The 14,704-nt window shown below is 51.9% G+C and carries 13 protein-coding genes; 7 read left to right on the forward strand and 6 right to left on the reverse strand.

Annotation, left to right across the window (positions count from 1 at the left end):
* The first annotated feature begins 27 nt into the window (after window positions 1–27).
* The 7 genes from B0I18_RS11875 (at window position 28) to B0I18_RS11905 (ending at window position 6,617) form a co-directional block, all read left to right on the forward strand.
* Window positions 28–1,203, forward strand: coding sequence for a mechanosensitive ion channel family protein (locus B0I18_RS11875; RefSeq protein WP_106522923.1), 1,176 nt, complete (start codon window positions 28–30; stop codon window positions 1,201–1,203).
* Between the two features lie 92 nt (window positions 1,204–1,295).
* Window positions 1,296–1,982 carry a response regulator transcription factor gene (locus B0I18_RS11880; RefSeq protein ID WP_106522924.1) on the forward strand — a complete coding sequence of 229 codons (687 nt, stop codon included), beginning with the start codon at window positions 1,296–1,298 and terminating at the stop codon, window positions 1,980–1,982.
* Window positions 1,983–2,124: 142 nt separating this feature from the next.
* Window positions 2,125–3,045 carry a lytic transglycosylase domain-containing protein gene (locus B0I18_RS11885; protein ID WP_106522925.1) on the forward strand — a complete coding sequence of 307 codons (921 nt, stop codon included), beginning with the start codon at window positions 2,125–2,127 and terminating at the stop codon, window positions 3,043–3,045.
* A gap of 93 nt (window positions 3,046–3,138) precedes the next feature.
* Window positions 3,139–3,741, forward strand: a complete 603-nt coding sequence (locus B0I18_RS11890) for a DUF5683 domain-containing protein (RefSeq protein ID WP_106522926.1) — start codon at window positions 3,139–3,141, stop codon at window positions 3,739–3,741.
* Window positions 3,742–3,783: 42 nt separating this feature from the next.
* Window positions 3,784–4,197, forward strand: a complete 414-nt coding sequence (gene ruvX, locus B0I18_RS11895) for a Holliday junction resolvase RuvX (RefSeq protein ID WP_106522927.1) — start codon at window positions 3,784–3,786, stop codon at window positions 4,195–4,197.
* Window positions 4,198–4,416: 219 nt separating this feature from the next.
* A complete protein-coding gene (locus B0I18_RS11900) occupies window positions 4,417–5,898 on the forward strand; it encodes a sensor histidine kinase (RefSeq protein WP_245882088.1) in 1,482 nt (493 codons plus the stop codon).
* Window positions 5,898–6,617, forward strand: a complete 720-nt coding sequence (locus tag B0I18_RS11905) for a LytR/AlgR family response regulator transcription factor (protein ID WP_106522928.1) — start codon at window positions 5,898–5,900, stop codon at window positions 6,615–6,617. The genes B0I18_RS11900 and B0I18_RS11905 overlap by 1 nt, the downstream gene beginning before the upstream one ends.
* Before the next feature lie 314 nt (window positions 6,618–6,931).
* Here the strand turns inward: B0I18_RS11905 and bamG are convergent, their stop codons facing one another.
* The 6 genes from bamG to B0I18_RS11935 all read right to left on the reverse strand — a co-directional run bounded on the left by bamG (window position 6,932) and on the right by B0I18_RS11935 (window position 14,650).
* Window positions 6,932–8,212: a BamG family beta-barrel-assembly machinery protein gene (gene bamG, locus B0I18_RS11910; RefSeq protein ID WP_106522929.1), complete on the reverse strand. Its 1,281-nt coding sequence runs from the start codon at window positions 8,210–8,212 to the stop codon at window positions 6,932–6,934.
* Window positions 8,196–9,515 (reverse strand): DUF4270 family protein, encoded by a 1,320-nt coding sequence (locus B0I18_RS11915; RefSeq protein ID WP_106522930.1) that lies wholly within the window; start codon window positions 9,513–9,515, stop codon window positions 8,196–8,198. The genes bamG and B0I18_RS11915 overlap by 17 nt, the downstream gene beginning before the upstream one ends.
* 29 nt (window positions 9,516–9,544) lie before the next feature.
* A complete protein-coding gene (locus B0I18_RS11920; protein ID WP_106522931.1) occupies window positions 9,545–9,883 on the reverse strand; it encodes a DUF4907 domain-containing protein in 339 nt (112 codons plus the stop codon).
* The gene (locus B0I18_RS11925) at window positions 9,876–10,907 is read right to left on the reverse strand and encodes a Kelch repeat-containing protein (RefSeq protein WP_106522932.1); all 1,032 of its coding nucleotides are present in this window, start codon (window positions 10,905–10,907) and stop codon (window positions 9,876–9,878) included. The genes B0I18_RS11920 and B0I18_RS11925 overlap by 8 nt, the downstream gene beginning before the upstream one ends.
* A gap of 301 nt (window positions 10,908–11,208) precedes the next feature.
* A complete protein-coding gene (locus B0I18_RS11930) occupies window positions 11,209–13,668 on the reverse strand; it encodes a hypothetical protein (RefSeq protein ID WP_106522933.1) in 2,460 nt (819 codons plus the stop codon).
* A complete protein-coding gene (locus tag B0I18_RS11935) occupies window positions 13,631–14,650 on the reverse strand; it encodes a hypothetical protein (protein WP_146146730.1) in 1,020 nt (339 codons plus the stop codon). Before B0I18_RS11935 ends, B0I18_RS11930 begins: the two co-directional genes overlap by 38 nt.
* Window positions 14,651–14,704 lie beyond the last annotated feature (54 nt).

The following is a 14,704-nucleotide window of genomic DNA, read 5'->3' on the forward strand; positions in this document are numbered from 1 at the left end:
ATTTTTGTCTTGTAAAAAAACAACACCTTGAATTTAGATTTCTTACAACAGGAACTATGGGGCAATTCACTGATGGTATACCTCCGGTTTGCCGTGATCCTCGTGCTGGCGCTGCTGCTGAAAAAATACATCACCGCTATTTTTACCCGGTTGTTTTTTACCGTATTCAAAAAGTTTTCGGCGGACTATTACGGGCAGCAGTTTAAGGAATTATTACTGCGGCCTATCGAGGGACTGATTGTAACCATTTTCTTTTATGTGGCTTTCAACCAGCTCAGCACTTCGTTCGATAAGCTGATCCTGTTTAAGCGCATGAAACCCGTTAAAGAAGCGGGGCAGGAAGTGGCCTCAAGGCTGGTCACCCTTATGGACCTGGTCGATCACCTGTTTTTCCTCTTCCTGATCTTTTACTTTATCCTGCTGCTTTCGCGTATCATAGACTTCGTGATCATGGTCTTGCTGCATAAGGCTACCGAAGAGCATGACCGGGGCCGCCAGCAGATCTATCCTCTACTGAAGGATGTGCTGAAGGTAGTGGTATGGGGCTTTGGGTTCTTTACCGTATTGGGCGTTATCTTCCATGTAAATGTAGCCGCCCTGATCGCCGGTCTGGGTGTGGGTGGTATCGCTATTGCCTTTGCCGCCAAGGAGAGCCTTGAAAACCTGCTGGCCTCCTTTATGGTTATGATCGACAAACCTTTTACCATAGGCGACTGGATCAAGGTAAACGGGGTGGAGGGTATTATCGAAAAGGTGGGCTTCCGGAGCACGCGCATCCGTTCGTTCGACAAGTCGATGGTATCGCTGCCCAACCGCAAACTGATCGATAGCAACCTCGAAAATTTTTCGGAACGGGGTATGCGCAGGGTTAAGTTTTCGGTGGGCGCTATCTATGGCCTGTCGCAGGAGACATTGGAAAATACCATCAGCGCCATCAAGAACGTGATCCTTAAAACCGAAGGCACCATGGGGCAGCCCATTGTGCATCTCGATGAATTCGGGGCCTCTTCGGTCAATATACTGGTTATTTATTTTGTGTCGGCTGCGCCCGAAACCGATTTCGGAAGTGTAAAAGAAAAGGTTAATTTCGGTATCTACGAGGCCATGTATCAACATGCCAGGGGCTTTGCTTTCCCTACCCAGTTAAGTATAGACGGGAGCGATGTCAACGAGGTGGTACCGCCCGCTGCAACGCAGGAGTAGACCGGAATTGCGCGATTTTGAGTTAACAATTTCGTAATGTTATTTTTCTTTTAAGTTCCTCTAATATTGCACTCGAATTTCAAACCGATATTATGGAATCCAATTTTGGAAAGATCCTGGTAGTTGATGATGAGCAGGACATTGTCGAATTTATCAATTACAATCTGAGACAAGCCGGTTACGAAACCGCAACGGCCAACAATGGAGACGAAGCTATCCGGAAAGCGGCTATTTTTAATCCCGATCTGATACTCCTGGATGTGATGATGCCGGAGAAAGACGGCCTGCAGACGATACAGCAGCTGCGCCGTAATCCCGACCTCGACAGTACGATCATTATCTTCCTGACCGCCCTGAGCGACGAAAAATCGGAGATAGAAGGTCTGAAGCTCGGCGCCGACGATTATATCGCGAAGCCTATCAAGCCAGAATTACTGCTTACCCGTTTGCGTACCGCGTTGAGGAGGGTGAAAAAAGATGAAGAGCAGGGTAATAAGATCGTGTTCGGCGAACTGGAGATCAATAAGTATAAATTTACCGTGAGCTATAAAGGTGAAGAGATCATCCTGGCTAAAAAAGAATTCGAGCTGCTCAACCTGCTCGCTTCCAAGCCCGGCCGTGTATTCCTGCGCCACGAGATCCTGCAGAAAGTATGGGGTACCGAAGTGATCGTAGGCGACCGTACGATCGACGTACACATCCGTAAGATACGCCAGAAGCTGGGTATCGACGTAATCACCACCGTTAAGGGTGTAGGGTATAAGTTCGAAATGGAATAACGATACCTGTTTAAATAACAACGCCGGTCCCAGCCAGGACCGGCGTTATTTTTTTAGGTCTATTTTCCGGGAAACATACGGCACAACGCGGGCTGTTTTCATCGAATTACTTATATTGCATACAGGTCAAATATTACAGCATATGAACAGGCAGCAAATAAAGATGTTAGGTATCGGCGCCTTATTGGGCGCAACTGTGATTGCCGGCGTGGCATTCGACAAAGACGGCAAGGACGGTCCCGTTGAAGTAACGGAAGAAGGCCGCCTGCAATACAAATGGTACCCGGTATCCCTGCCCAGGAACATGAGTTTTGCTGGCGAAAAAGTGCCGCTGGACCGCTGGGAGATACGCGAACGCCTGGATCGCGAACTGCTGATGAATTACTACATGCATGGTTCTACCTTATACATCCTGAAGCTGAGCTCACGGGTATTCCCGGCCATCGAAAAACAGCTGAAGGAGAATGGTCTGCCCGACGATTTTAAATACCTCTGCGTAGCGGAGAGCTCGCTGCAAAACCCGACCTCGCCTGCCGGCGCCGTAGGCTACTGGCAGTTTATGCGGGAAACCGGCACCCGTTACGGCCTGGAGATCACCGACGAAATAGATGAGCGGTACCACCTCGAAAAATCGACCAATGCCGCCTGCCGTTACCTGAAGGATGCCTATGGCAAATTCGGCAACTGGACCGCCGCCGCAGCCTCCTACAACTGCGGTATGGGCGGATTCAGCAACCAGAGCACGTTCCAGATGGCGGGCAACTACTACGACTTGTTGCTGCCCGAAGAAACGAACCGGTATGTATTCCGCATACTGGCCCTCAAACAACTGATCAGCAATGCACCCAAATATGGCTTCGTAGTGCCGGAAAGCGACGGCTACCAGCCCGTACCGACCCGCAGCATGACGATTACCCAGAGTGTAGCCAACCTGGCCCAGTTTGCCATCGACCAGGGTACTACCTATAAAATGCTGAAGATCCTGAATCCCTGGCTGCGCGACCGTAAACTTACCGTAAAAGAGGGTAAGTCCTACACCATCCAATTGCCTGCGGGCAAGTAGGCGTAGCCGGGCCGGCACTTAACTTTATGCGCGGCCGGTTAGCTGATTCGGGATAAAAGCAATAATTTCGCCGCCGAAACGTTTTCTGGACCTATGATGTACCTCCGGCTTATTCTATTGTTTGCCTGCCTGTGCTCCGGGCTGTGCGCCACAGCGCAGCAGGTGCAGGATACGGCTGCAACAGCCGGGCCGGTAGCCGATACGCCCGCGGCGGGCAAAACGGTCACACCGCTTAAAACGGATTCCCTGTTTAAAACGCCCTTCCTTACGCCCAAGAAGATCGGCCTCTTTTCCGCTATAGTGCCCGGTTTGGGGCAGTACTACAACAAGCAGTACTGGAAGGTGGGCGTGATCTATGCCGGTGTAGGCGTGGCCATATATTTCGTAAGCGACAACCTGAAAAATTATAATGATTTCAGGCGTTTGTATGCGGCTTACCAGAGCAATAATAAATCCCTGACGGACAACGCGAGGTATACCGCTGCTGAAGCCAAAGGTCTGCAGGACTATTACCGGCGCAACCTGGATCTTACCGTGCTGCTTTCGGCCCTGGGTTATACTTTGCAGGTGGTCGATGCCGTCGTTTTTGCCCACCTGAAAAATTTCGATATTTCAGAAGATATCACCCTGAGGGCCCGCCCCGTGCTTATGCCCAATGGCGGTGTGGGTTTCGGCCTTGTTATGAACTTTAAATAAACCGCTTGCAGGTATACCGCAACGCAGACAGCACCAATACTTATGTCCAGGATATTAGCCATCGATTACGGGAAAAAAAGAACGGGACTTGCAGTGTCCGATCCTTTGGGCATTATCGCTACGGGACTTACCACCGTTGATACCGAACAGGTGGTTTACTATATGAAACAGTATTTCGCCCGCGAAGCCGTGTCGGAAATACTGCTGGGTTACCCGCGTAATCTCGATGGCTCCGAAACGGATATCACCAAAAAGGTAGAGAAGTTTCACGGGCAGTTGCAAAAACTGTTTCCCGATAAGAAAGTACAGCTCGTAGACGAACGCTTTACCTCTAAAATGGCCTTCCAAAGCATGATCGACAGCGGTCTTAAGAAAAAGGACCGCCAGAACAAAGCCCTGATCGACGAGATCAGCGCAACCATATTGCTGCAGGGCTACCTGGATGGCGTACGCTAGCCGGTACCTTCTTTCAGTTGCATAAATTATTTCCCGCTCCGGATACTACAACCCCTCTTTATACGGTTTTTATTGACCGGGATACAACCCTGGTACCAAGCCTTCCCGTTTCACCGCAACATTTCGGCTGTTTGCAGCATTTTACCCGCTGCAACGGTCCGCTGCATTTATATTTGGCCGTAAAAATATACCGGGTGGCCCAGGTCCGCCCTGCCTGCTATGTCGCTATCTTATTTCCACTTTCAAAACAAACGCTGGGTAACGGTGCTGCAGCATGTGATACTGTGGTTGTTCATATTTGCATTGCCTTACCTGATGCAGTACAACTACGGTTTCCGGTTTCGTTTTTATGGTCCGCCCCATCATTTCATCATCCGCGATATTGCGGCAAAGCTGATCTGGGTCGTTGTGTTCTATCTCAATGCCTTTGTATTTACACCCCGTTATATTTACCGCAAAAAGTACGTACGGTATGGCCTCCTGGTGATCGGTATGTTGCTGGTTATTGTTTGTTGCAATAATATGATCATGAACCGGAGCTTTGCAACGGGGTTTCAACGGACCAGCCTGAATACGGCACCGGCCCGGCCCTATCGCGAAGTGCACACCGTAAAGACCGGCGAAGGACCGGTAATGGTAACCGCCCGGATACCGGAAGACTCGCCGGTATTGGGCGAAGCCATCAGGGACTATTCCATTACACCTGCCTTGCCATTGGCCGGCCCAGGCGAAAGCCCGGACCCGGGAGCGGTACAGGTAATGGGCCTGGCATCCCAGGATTACTCCATGGAGCCTGCGCTGCCGATGGCCGCGTTGCAGGTAAGCCAGGTAGCCGACGATAGTACTATGTCCCGGTTAAAAGTCGCTAATGTGGCTACTGCCCCGGCACTTACGGAGGCCGCCCCGGTCCAGTTTGCCCGCGCCATTCCTGCAATGCCGGCAACCCTGCTCGACGCACCCTCGGGCCTGGTCATCAGTTTCCTGGGCGCCGCCGTATTTAATCTCGCACCTTATTTCCTTACACTCGCAGCCAGCCTGGCCTTCCGTATGATGCGCGACAAAACGCGGGCTGAAGCCCTGGTACAGGAACGGCAACAGGAAAATCTAAAAACAGAACTTTCTTTCCTGCGCTCGCAGATCAGTCCGCACTTTATGTTTAATGTGCTGAATAATATCAATGCGCTGGCGCGGTTAAAAAGCGACGAGCTCGAACCTACGATCATCAAACTCTCTTCGCTGATGCGTTATATGTTGTACGATACCAATGTGGAGAAAGTGTCGCTCAGTTCGGAAGTCGCTTACCTGCGCAGTTACATCGACCTGCAACTGCAGCGTTTCGGTACCAAGGTAAAGGTGCAGGTCATCCTCGAGGAGGAAGGGCTGAACGCCTATGAAATAGAACCCATGCTGCTCGTGCCTTTCGTAGAGAATGCCTTTAAACATGGGATCGGCAGGATCCATAACCCCGAGATCAATATTCACCTGTACAAGCGCGATAAGGTGTTGTTCTTTGCCGTGGCCAATAAGTACAGCGATGATGAAACCGAGCAGAAAGACCGGAGCTCGGGCATTGGCTTGTCTAATGTACAACGCAGGTTAAAACTATTGTATGAAAACGATCATGTGCTGACGATCGAACGGGAGCAGGATGTACAGGGCGAGCACTGGTTTGCTGTTTATCTCAAAATAAATTTACATTGATGTTACGTTGTATCGCGATAGACGATGAGCCATTGGCCCTGGCCCTGCTGGCCGACAATATCGGCAAGGTGCCTTACCTGCAGCTTGTAGCCACCTGCGGCGATGCCTTCGAGGCTGTTAAGGCTATGCAGGAACATACGGTAGACCTTGTGTTTGCTGATATACAGATGCCGGGACTTACCGGGCTCCAGTTTATCGACAGCCTCCCGGTAAAGCCCCTGGTCATCCTGATTACGGCTTACCAGGAGTATGCGCTCGAAGGTTATTCGCTGAGCGTGGTCGATTACCTGCTCAAACCGGTGGACCTGCTGCGGTTTATGACGGCCTGTAATAAAGCGTTGGAGCTGTTCCAGCTGCGTAATGCGGCAACCCGCCAGCAGCCGGGATATGCCGCACCGGCCCCCGATTATTTTTTTCTCAATGTAGATTACAGCCTGCTTAAGATCCTGTTCAGCGATATTATCTGGATAGAAGGTCTGCGCGATTATGTGAAGATCTATCTCAAAAGCGCGCCCAATAAGCCTGTGGTAGCACGGTCGAGCATTAAGGCCATGGAAGAGCAATTGCCCGGTGCCCGTTTTATCCGCATTCACAAGTCCTATATCGTATCTATCGATAGCATTACCGCCATCAGGAAAAACAGCGTATTTATCAAAGAGTACGAACTGACCATAGGAGAGACCTACCGGACTGTGATCCGGAATCTTACCGGTATGTAAGCCTGTTGCAATTTTGATTGCCGTTGTACTAACGGCTGTGCATGAGCCGGCTTTAAGCCGGCTGTTTTGTATTTTATAGCATGATTTGTTTTTTACTAATAACAAATGCAGGCTAAGGTTGTTTCCTGTGTAATAGCTTGCCAGTAGCAGTTTGCAGCCGTGTTGGCTTTGCTCCGGGCATTGATACGGCCGGTCTTTTTATGGCCTGCATCATTGCCTGCCTGTTGTTGGACGGGCATAAAAAAAACGGGCGATAGACATCGCCCGTCTGTATGTGACCCTATCACCATACATGAAAAAGAGGGATGTCGCGGTTAATCATACAACCGGAGCTTTTTTGTGTTGTACCAGAATTCTTTTACTGTTACTCCCACCGATACCTGGGTATAGTTTTCGCGGATCTGTCCTTTACTGATATCGCCTTTACGGCCTACTTCAATACCGAGGTAACAATTGATAAGCCGGGTGAGGTTGCTGCCGATGCCCGCCGTTGCCGACATATCGTCGATCGATTGCCCGAGCAGGTGGATATAGCCCTGGTTGTAGGATACGCCCAACTGGAAGAACATCTTTTCGCGCATCTGGCCCTGTATCCTTTTATGGGTGGTATACTGGAAGCCCAGCGCATATTGCTGCGCCTTGTCGGTATAGGCATTGGGATAGTTCAGCTTTTGCCGTTGCCAGTCGTAATAGGTATAGGCCGCGGCGAAGGTCATATTTTCATTTAACTCCAGGGCATAACCCAGGCCCAGCTGCAGGGGGATGCTGAAACTTTTACCGGTTTTGCTGGTGGATTTTGTAAGCGAATCGCCCACCAGGTAATCGGTACTGAAGTCGCCTTTGAGCGTAGCCGGGTTGGAAAGGGTAATGCCGAAATGCTGCGTGGCATAAGCGCCTATTTTACCGGAGTACTGCAGGCCCAGCTGGAACTGGAAAGCCCTGAGCTCCTGGTATTCTTTCCGCGTGATATCCATATTCAGATCGCGGTATAGATAGTTGGTCGTGTTGGTCAGCGAGCCGAACAGGTAAGAAGCGGTAAGTCCCACCGACAGGTGTTTGCCGATCCGGAAGCCATTGGCGATATAGACCTGGTTGACGCCGCCGCTACCGGTAACGGTTTTCGTGATATTAGAGGTTGCGCCGTCCTGCAGGCCCAGGTTCTGGCTCAGCAGGTAGTTTACGGAACTGTAAGGCTTAATGCCAAACGAGAGGCCCCATACCTGGCTGGGTCTGAACGTAAGCGATAACCTGCGTATCGCGGCATCGTTATTGGAGGAGGTAAGCGTGTCGGATGCATTGTACTGAAAGCGGCCCGAATGCCACCTGCCGTTAATGTCGATATTGATCATATTCGGATCCAGTGCCGTAAGCGACGCGGGGTTGGCGGTATTGATGTAACTCGCGCTGCGTAAGGCTACAGAGGCGCTGCCCATGCCAAAGAACTTGCCGTAGTCCTTGGTTTCAATATCGCCTATGCCGAGAATGGAGTAGGGCGAGGTCGTGCTCTGGCCCAGGGCCACCGCCTGTTGCAGGGTAAGCAGGGTAAGCAGCGGGAGCAGCTTGCTGCCCCGTATTGATTTATAATCCCAGGACATAAAGTTTGAGTTTGACCGATAATTGCTGTCCTGCTGCATCGAGGATAAGCCTGTTTTCGTAAGCGCTGCTCAGCGGCAACAGCAGGAAGTCCTGTTGTGCGCCTCTGCCCTGGCTCAGCAAGGTGTTGATATAGGTGGTAAGGTCGTAGGTATAGCGGGTATTTTTATGGTAGAGGTAGTCGATGATCAGGCTGCCGTTTTGCAGCGATCCGTTGGCCGTGCCCAGTCCGCTGCCCACTTCATTATTACTGTTGATCGGGTAGAGGCCCAGCCCCGGCGGCAGCGCGTAAAAACTACTCTGTCCGTAACTGGCTGCGGGCGGTGTAATTTCCAGGCTTGCCTTTACTACTTTGATGTAAGGGTACAGCTCCTTAAGGGCAAATACATCGGGCAGGCTGATCCTCGGGAATAAACCGCTGCTGGCATGCAGGAATACTTTATTGCCCGTGAGGCCGGAAGGCAGGCTCTGCTTCTTTTTGGGCAGGAATGCGGCCAGCGTGGTACCGCTCTTGTCGTAGCCGAAAGAATAGAATTGCGAGCTGGCAGGCTGCAGGGTAAAGTCGAGGTACTGTTGTTCGGGAATGCTGGCATTAAGCCGGTAATACAGCCGCACCGTTCTTTTGGTCGAATCGTTGGGGCCGAAATAATAAACCGCTTTATTGCCGGCATCGTCGCCGCTTAGTACGAGACCATAAAAGTACCGGGCAAACTTATCCTGGTTGCTCATCGTGTCTGCGTTTCTTTTAAGCATATTGAAGAACTCGAGGCCCAGGTTGTCTGGCATACGGATCGATACCGGCAGGTTGGCAGATGGCCGCAGGTCGGTCAGGGTGGTGCTGGCCAGGGGCGCGGGATCGTAGGCAAATGTGCTTACATTGTATCCTTTCCAGCCGGTGGTGGTGCTTATGGGCTGCGTAAGGCGGTGCAGGTCCAGCCGGAAGGGCGCCGTCGTATCGCCATAGGCGCTGCCGGTAAAGTGCATCCTGAATACCAGCGAATCGAAGCTGCAATTCGCACAACCGCTTAACGGGTTCGTGGCCGGCCGACCAAGCGGGAACCAGGATTGTGCACGGAACACCCCCAGCAGGCTATCGGACTGCCTGCCTACTTTAAACAGGCTGTCGCTCGCTGTAGCAAAGGAATCCAGCTGGTAGGTGGCGAGTTTGATTACGAAGGAATCGAGGTAAATAATATTGGGGTCGTCGGTCAGGTTTTCCTTGCCGAAGTTGACCACCGTCTTGTTGCAGGCCATAAAATACAGGCCGGCAACAAGCAGCAATAGATAGGAAATGGATTTTTTCATCCTGGTAGCAGGCTTTATACGATGATCGTTTATTGCGGTCCGGTCCTGGCGCTATCCGCTACGATGCCCAGTTTTTGCAGGTCGCTTACCCGCAGGGCCGGCAGCTTTCGTTGACGGATCAGCCCGCATACATACTGCCCGGTTTTCAGGGCGTCGTTTTGGCTCCGGAAGGCATGCTTGCCGCTGATGGCCGGGATATAAGGCTGCCGGATATAGTTCTTGCCATTGATGGCTATAAAGTACCCCCAGCCTTGTTCCCATTGGAAAGTGGTTACCCGGAAAGGCGATGAAGGCGGCAGGTCGTGGTCGTCCTTGCTGCAGGCGGCAAACAGGCAAAGCGTTGCGAGCAGGCTCAGGGTTTTAATCATTGTCTACTTTTTTTGCGTAGGGCGCAAATTCCCACATGTCATCAAAATTGGCGCTGCTGTTGTTGCCCGTGGTGATATAGCCCCGGTTATTGAGCGAGAAGCCTATTGCGCCTATCCTTGTTGTTGCTTCAAAGGTTGTTTTCTGGGTCCATATGTCCGAGTTGGGTTCATACATCCAGGTGGTGCCGGTAACGCCGTTATGTTCGCCCGTAGTCACATAGGCCAGGCCGTCGATCACGAAGCTGCTGGCATTGCTCCTGATGATATTATAGTTGTCGTCGTAGTCTTCGTCGCTTACATTGATCAGCCGGCGCTTCTGGGTCCATACATTGGTATTGCCGTCGTAGGCCCACATATCATCGGGGTATGCGCCGTTGTTCAGCCCGGTACATACATAGGCTGTATTGCCGATCACGAAGGCCAGGGCATCTTTACGTTTGGTACCGGCCAGGCTTGCTTTCTGTACCCACTGGTTCGTTGCCGGATCATATTCCCAGAGGTCTTTCAGGAAGTTGTCATCATAGCCGGTCGTGATGTAGCCTTTACCGTTGATGGCAAAAGCGGCGGCGCCGTAGCGGCCCGATCCGCCGAAATCTGCCTTCCGGGTCCAGCTATTGCTGTCTGCATCGTACTCCCAGAAGTCTTTAAGATAGCTGATGCCGTCGTAGCCGGTGCCTACATAGCCTTTGTTGCCGATACTGAAGGCTACGGCGCTGTTGCGGCCTTTGGCGGGCATGTCGGCCTTCTGGTACCACGTCGCCGTGGTCTGGTCGAATGCCCAGAAATCGTTCAGGCGTTCATCGTCTTTTTTATAACCGGTGCCTACATAAGCATTATTGCCGATCACAAAACTTACCGCTTCGGTCCGCGCTACGCCTTCAAAGTCATAACTGCGAAACCAGTTGCCGACGTAGTCTTCATCCTTATTGGAAGATTTTTTACAGGAGCTCAATCCTGTTGCTACTACGCCCAGGCTTAAGGTAAGGGTGCATGTCTGCCGGAAGACGGCCTTGAGTCTGCTCATTCTTGGGTCTGTTTAAATGTTTTTTTCAGTAGAGTATGGATCTTGTGCTGTTGGGTCCGCCTCTGCCCGGTATCCTGTGCTCCTGTCCGGATATGCAGGCGGGTATTGGCTTTGGTTGTCTTGCAAAAGTTGAAAATAATGACACACCGCCGGCTAAAATGCGACCAATAGGCGAAAAGTTGCGACCAAACCCGGTGTCTTTTCTTTGATTTATAGTTGGTAAATAAGCATATGTACACTACGAAAGAGGCGCAGCAAAAGCTGCGCCTCTTTTCTTATCAATGAGCTGTATAAAGTTGAATCAGTAACCGGTCCGCGCTATGTCCGGGCAGGTCGTGCTGGCGGCTTCGTAAGCCATCGTGCCGGCATACCGGCGCTCGAGCTGTTGCAGGTAGGCCGAGCGGTAAGGCTGTGGGGTATACAGCCCGTTGCGGCTATCCCGCATATATTTGGCGGCGTTATCGCATAGCGTAAGACTCAGCAGGCATTTGGCTTTCAGCTCCTTGTTCCTGCTCAGGGTAAGCGCTTTGTTATAAGCAGCCATGGCGTTGGCGCAACCATAATAGTTGTTGCCGTAACGCAGCGAGTTGGGGTAAAAAGAATAATAGGCAAAGTCGCCCTTCGCTTGCCATTGTTCGCGCGATGTGCGGCCATAACTCATCATCATCCACGCCTTGCCATAATAGCTGAGGCTGTATAAAGCATGGCCCAGCCTGTAGTTCAGCTTAGCCTTGGTTTCGGCAGGGAGCCGCAGGTTAAGGGAGTCCTGCAGGCGCGTTACTTCTGCTACGATCTGCTTCTTGCTGGATAGAGTATAATACCTGGCCTGTTGTGGTTCGTCCCAGGGGCTAAGCGTGCCCAGGTTGGTAATGGTCGTGATCGGCAGGTAACTTTTGTATTCATAATGCGTTTCCCAGAAGTTCGGATCCATCGCGGCAAATACGGCGAGGGCTTCGTGGTATTGTTCCCGGCGTACTAATATCGTGCCTTTCAGGTCGCGGTAAAAATCTTCGTTGGCCCAGCGTACCGGCGCGATCAGGCCTTCGAATACGGTTCTGCGCTTCGCGTGCTTAAAGGCCAGCAGGCTGTCGATAGTAGCCGGCGAGGCTTCCCGGTCGAAGTAGGCGATAAACTGGTAGTTGGCGTCGCTGGTATCGGCCCAGCCGTCGTAAGTATTACGCATCACGGCTGCTTTGGTATACAGAAAGCCGGCGGTAAGCAGGTCGCCCTGGGCTTTGTAGCGGTTGCTGAGCAGCAGGAAGAGCTCGGCCATGTCGTCGTCGTACTCTTCTTCACCGTCAGCGGAATAAAACCGGTTGGGATCGCTTCCCTTCTGCAGGCTTTTTAAAAAAGCGGGGTTAAGTTCGTTCATGCGCAACAGGTTGGTGGCGATCCGGTCCTTGGCTGCAGGCGTAGTTACCTCTTCGGTATAAGCAAAGGCGATAGTCGCCTCGATCAGGCGCTGTATCTCGTAATGTTTGTCCTGCATGGGTTCCAGGGTATTGGTCCATTGTCTGGCCTGCTCGTAATTGCCCGAAATATTGTGCAGGTGGGCAATACACAGGGTTACGAAATCCTTGTTCCGGCCGGGGGCTTCGGTTGTCTTTTCGAGGAAGCCGAGCAGTTCCGATAGCCGCTTCTTATCCTGGTCCAGGTTTAGCTTGGCATAATAAGCGTATCCCGAATCCTGTTGGGCATAGGGCTTATTGTAGGGGGCTCTTTTAATGGTCCCATCCTCGAAGCTAATCCCGTTAAAGCCCAGCAATTCCGGCGACCAGATCCAGTCTTCCAGTTTATTTACTTCACGGGTTAGCAGCAGGGGCAGGTACTTGCTGTGCGGGTTCAGGGTATATACGGCTTTGATCTGTTCAAAGGCGCTGCCATAAGTTTTCATTCCCTTCACCACATGGAGCAGTTCGAGGGTATACGGATCCTTGATAAAAGGCATGATGCTGTCCAGTGTTTTACGGCCGATCTGCTGGTAACAGAATACTTTCTTCTCTTCGGAATGATCGAAGGAACGCAACAGGTAAATGGTCTGTTGCAAGGGATCGCTTTGTTGCATACCATAGAACAATTGCGCCCAGCCCAGTACTACAGAGCTGCTTTTGTCGAGCAGGGCAGGGTAGAGGTCCAGCACCGGTTGCCTGTTTTGCAGGGTGGGCCCTGCGTAGTAAGCCATTTTCAAGGCCTGGAAGGCATACCGTTCTTTCAGGAACTGTTGTTTTACCTGGCGACACCGGTTGAGCGCTTCCCCGGCTAATTCACCAGGCATTTCCTGGCTGCCTTTCGCACTATCCACCCAGGGATCTGCATCTCTGAACTGGGTAGACTCGGCGCGTTTGGCTAGGATCATATAGTCCAGCGCAGCTTTGTTCTCCTTGCGCAGCAGCCATAACATCAGGGTATTGTTGCCGAAGAATTTGCGGTCGCCTTTGGCACAGGCATCCAGGAAGGCCTTGGGGTCGGTATCGTACTGGATCGCGTAAATATCGTCGATGCTGGCCTTGTTGCCGGTAAACTGCCGCCATTCGGCACAGTTGCGCTTATAGTCTTCGCCGCCGGGATCGGCGCTGTAACTGTTCAGGAAGCGCTCTGAGTAATAAAAGGGTTCGAGCCCCTTCAGCCCGTCCAGCCCGTTGCGGAACAACTGCATCCTGCCCTCGTCTGCATAGATCGAGGGGCCGCAGGCCGGCAGGGGTATGGCGCAACAGCAGAGCAGGCTAAAACAGATCGTAAATATGCTGTATCGTAGGTTCATAGCGGTTGATTGCGGGTTCGTCCCAATGATAAAAAGCGACTCTTTGTATGCCTGGAATATGGGTCTTCAGTGTTTTTGCGGCTTGTTCCAGGTCATCGGCTGCCGGGTATTCGCTGCGGAGTATATCGCCGGCGCGCAGGTATTTGCCGGCCAGTTCGCGATCGCCAGGTACCCGCAGTTGCCCCTGGCCTGTTGTGGCCACCAGCGAATCGCCGGAGCTGAGCTCGGATGCGTAGATGATACCTTTGAACGATCCGGCCCTGAACCAGGCATACCAGCCAAATACCGGCAGGGCAATGTCCAGGGGCAGCGCATATTTCCTGTTCGTCAGGTAACGGTTCAGTTCCCGGGCATCGAACACCGAATTGCGGGTGCCCGGTTCTGCGATCCGGCCCAGGTTATAACACATCAGCATGCCTTTGTCTACGGGTGGCACGCCCATTTTATCGGGATATTTGTAGGGGTAAAGTCTTATAGTTGCCGTTATCTTCCGGTCTTTATTTAAAGCCTTAAAACGGGCCAGGAAGCGGAAATAGCGGTCGCGTGTAGCAGGTGTCCAGTCGCAATCGACCTGGATCTCGTCATACATGCGTCCGGCACTGTCGGGACGTAACCGGGCGATCCTGCTCCCGAGGTAAGTGCTGAGCCTTACGGCAAGGCTGTCGGCCCAATAGTCGTCTGCCCGGGCAAAGGTACGGTTGGTAATAAATACGACAGGGGTAAAATGCAGTTTTTGTATAGCCTCCGGTAGTTGGCTCAGGGGCGATACCGGTACCGGCATCTGCAGCCGTTCATCCCAGTCCACATCCATGATGCGGATGTAAAAATGGCTGATGCCCAACTGTTTTATCTTCGCGGCGCTAACCGAAGCCGGGCTTGTTTTCCAGTAATAAAAAGCGTGTTCTGTTTTATCCCGCTTGCAGGATACCAGGCAACATAAGATCCCCCAAAACAGCAACCGTTTCATAGATGATGATTCCATAGGAAAGTTAGGGAATTTACAGGACAAAAAAGCGTACCCGCAGCAGGCGGGTAC

The organism is Taibaiella chishuiensis (genome assembly GCF_003014535.1).
Taxonomy (GTDB): domain Bacteria; phylum Bacteroidota; class Bacteroidia; order Chitinophagales; family Chitinophagaceae; genus Taibaiella; species Taibaiella chishuiensis.

Bases quoted from the DNA above. Each gene is read 5' to 3' on its own strand.
- B0I18_RS11880 (WP_106522924.1), top strand. From the start codon at position 1,296: ATGGAATCCAATTTTGGAAAGATCCTGGTAGTTGATGATGAGCAGGAC.
- B0I18_RS11885 (WP_106522925.1), top strand. From the start codon at position 2,125: ATGAACAGGCAGCAAATAAAGATGTTAGGTATCGGCGCCTTATTGGGC.
- B0I18_RS11890 (WP_106522926.1), top strand. From the start codon at position 3,139: ATGATGTACCTCCGGCTTATTCTATTGTTTGCCTGCCTGTGCTCCGGG.
- ruvX (WP_106522927.1), top strand. From the start codon at position 3,784: ATGTCCAGGATATTAGCCATCGATTACGGGAAAAAAAGAACGGGACTT.
- B0I18_RS11900 (WP_245882088.1), top strand. From the start codon at position 4,417: ATGTCGCTATCTTATTTCCACTTTCAAAACAAACGCTGGGTAACGGTG.
- B0I18_RS11905 (WP_106522928.1), top strand. From the start codon at position 5,898: ATGTTACGTTGTATCGCGATAGACGATGAGCCATTGGCCCTGGCCCTG.
- bamG (WP_106522929.1), bottom strand. From the start codon at position 8,212: ATGTCCTGGGATTATAAATCAATACGGGGCAGCAAGCTGCTCCCGCTG.
- B0I18_RS11915 (WP_106522930.1), bottom strand. From the start codon at position 9,515: ATGAAAAAATCCATTTCCTATCTATTGCTGCTTGTTGCCGGCCTGTAT.
- B0I18_RS11920 (WP_106522931.1), bottom strand. From the start codon at position 9,883: ATGATTAAAACCCTGAGCCTGCTCGCAACGCTTTGCCTGTTTGCCGCC.
- B0I18_RS11925 (WP_106522932.1), bottom strand. From the start codon at position 10,907: ATGAGCAGACTCAAGGCCGTCTTCCGGCAGACATGCACCCTTACCTTA.
- B0I18_RS11930 (WP_106522933.1), bottom strand. From the start codon at position 13,668: ATGAACCTACGATACAGCATATTTACGATCTGTTTTAGCCTGCTCTGC.
- B0I18_RS11935 (WP_146146730.1), bottom strand. From the start codon at position 14,650: ATGGAATCATCATCTATGAAACGGTTGCTGTTTTGGGGGATCTTATGT.